The sequence below is a fragment of the Pseudomonas sp. PICF6 genome (genome assembly GCF_009831705.1).
GTDB lineage: Bacteria > Pseudomonadota > Gammaproteobacteria > Pseudomonadales > Pseudomonadaceae > Aquipseudomonas > Aquipseudomonas rhizophila.
Genome location: NZ_WUUD01000028.1, coordinates 49,228 through 51,303, shown reverse-complemented (window position 1 = coordinate 51,303; position 2,076 = coordinate 49,228). Strand labels below are relative to the sequence as shown.

Here is a 2,076-nt window from a genome sequence, read left to right as displayed (position 1 = left end):
ATTAAAAATCCTCGTATCGAAAGATACGGGGATTTTTTTTGCCTGCGATAAAGCAGATTGCCTTAAGTCATCGTACAACTTGCCGATAACCCACCGACAGGGGCATGGCCCCACTTCAGGCCAAAATAAAAAAGGCGCTCCCCATGGTTCTTCGTCAACTGAATATCGCCCCCGTGCCGCGTTGGGTTTCGCTTTGATCGCCGTGCTGGTGGCGTTGCTCGGGGTGTTTGCGCTAGGACAGATGTCGAGTATCCGTGACAGTGAAGTCGCGGTAGAAACCCAGTGGTTGCCCAGTATTCGCGGCGGTGACGAGATCCGTGAATTGATGTTGCGCATCCGCACCATTTCCCTGCGCATGGCCCTGGACCAGGACCCGAAGAACATCCCGGTGTACCGTGGGCAAATGGACACCCGCGACAAAGAACTGAGCGAAAAAATCGCCAGTTACGAAAAGCTCGTCACCACGCCTGAAGGCAAGGCGCTTTATGACCAGTTCAAGCAAACCTTTGCCGCTTACCGCACGGGCATCGCCCAATCCTTCGCCCTGGCAGAGCAGGGGCGTCGGGACGAGTTGATCAAGCTGCTGCTGGTGGACATGAAGACCGTGGTGGACGGTTCCGGCAAACAGCTCAACGATCTGGCGGAACTGTTCTCCAGACAAGTCTCCATCGAGAGCCAGAAATCCCAGGAACACTACGTCAATTCCCGGATGATCGTCAGCCTGTTCATTGTGCTCGCCGCCTTGGCGACGGTGGCCCTGGCCATGCTGCTTACTCGCAGTATCGTCAAGCCTTTGGGCGAGGCGTTGAATGCCGCCGAAAACGTCGCCCGAGGTGACCTGACCCGACCGATCAAGACCCACGGCAGCGACGAAGTCAGCCGCTTACTCAAGGCGCTGGCGACCATGCAGCAGAACCTGCGTGAAACCTTGCAGGGCATCAGCGGCTCAGCTACCCAACTGGCGACCGCCGCCGATGAGCTGAACGCGGTCACGGTCGATAGCACCCACAGCCTGCAACAGCAGAATAACGAAATTGAACAGGCCGCCACCGCCGTCACCGAGATGACCACCGCCGTGGAGGAAGTCGCGCGCAATGCGGTTTCCACCTCCGATGCCACGCGTCAGTCCAGTGAGTCGGCGTCCCTTGGGCAGCAGCGGGTCAGCGACACGGTCGACGCCATCGGCGCCCTGGCCAGTGATGTGCAGGTGACTGGCGGCCTGGTGCAGTCCCTGGCCAACCAATCGCAGGATATCGGCAAGGTGCTGGACGTGATCCGGGCCATCGCCGAGCAGACCAACCTGCTGGCCCTCAACGCGGCCATCGAGGCGGCCCGGGCTGGCGAAAGCGGTCGTGGGTTTGCGGTGGTGGCCGATGAGGTGCGGGCGCTGGCTTATCGCACGCAGCAATCGACCCAGGAAATCGAGCAGATGGTCCAGGGCATGCGCAGCGGCGCCACCCAGGCGCTGGATTCGATGCAGGCCAGCTCCAGTCGTGCCGCCAGCACTCTGGCAATGGCGGAGCGGGCAGGGGAGGCGCTACAGACCATCACGGCGTCGGTCAACGAGATCCACGAACGCAATCTGGTGATCGCCAGCGCCGCTGAAGAACAGGCGCAAGTGGCTCGGGAGGTGGATCGCAACCTGGTGAACATTCGGGATCTGTCGGTGCGCTCGGCCACCGGTGCGGACCAGACCAGCGCGTCCAGCCATGAGTTGTCGCAACTGGCGAATTCATTGCGCACCATGGTGCAGCGGTTTCAGGTTTGATCGATGGATGGCTCGGACAGTGATCCTGCCCGAGCTCAAGTATTGACTGTACCGCCCCCATCGCGAGCAAGCTCGCTCCCACAGGATGACCGCGATCAACTGTGGGAGCGAGCTTGCTCGCGATGACGGTGGAGCATTCGATGTCAGTACTGCTGACTCAATGCAGCTTCAGCCGAGGCTCGGTCCCACGCCCGATCTTGCTGCCCAGCATCAGCATGGCCGTGCGGAACATGCCGTACAGCGCCATCTGGTGCATGCGGTACAGCGAGACATAGAACATCCGCGCCAGCCAGCCTTCGAGCATCACA

The 2,076-nt window shown here is 60.6% G+C and carries 1 protein-coding gene and 2 pseudogenes; 2 read left to right on the top strand and 1 reads right to left on the bottom strand.

Going from position 1 to position 2,076, the window contains the following annotated elements:
* Nucleotides 1-202: 202 nt before the first annotated feature.
* Together GSM73_RS28300 and GSM73_RS28295 are read left to right on the top strand one after the other, a co-directional pair.
* Nucleotides 203-865 (top strand): annotated as a pseudogene (locus tag GSM73_RS28300) (MCP four helix bundle domain-containing protein); the annotation flags it as partial.
* A 39-nt stretch (nt 866-904) separates the two neighbouring features.
* Nucleotides 905-1,768 carry a methyl-accepting chemotaxis protein gene (locus GSM73_RS28295; protein WP_371517269.1) on the top strand — a complete coding sequence of 288 codons (864 nt, stop codon included), beginning with the start codon at nt 905-907 and terminating at the stop codon, nt 1,766-1,768.
* A 157-nt stretch (nt 1,769-1,925) separates the two neighbouring features.
* Here GSM73_RS28295 and GSM73_RS27610 read toward each other — a convergent pair.
* Nucleotides 1,926-2,076, bottom strand: a pseudogene (locus tag GSM73_RS27610) (FAD-dependent oxidoreductase); the annotation flags it as partial.

Bases quoted from the DNA above. Each gene is read 5' to 3' on its own strand.
- GSM73_RS28295 (WP_371517269.1), top strand. From the start codon at position 905: ATGCAGCAGAACCTGCGTGAAACCTTGCAGGGCATCAGCGGCTCAGCT.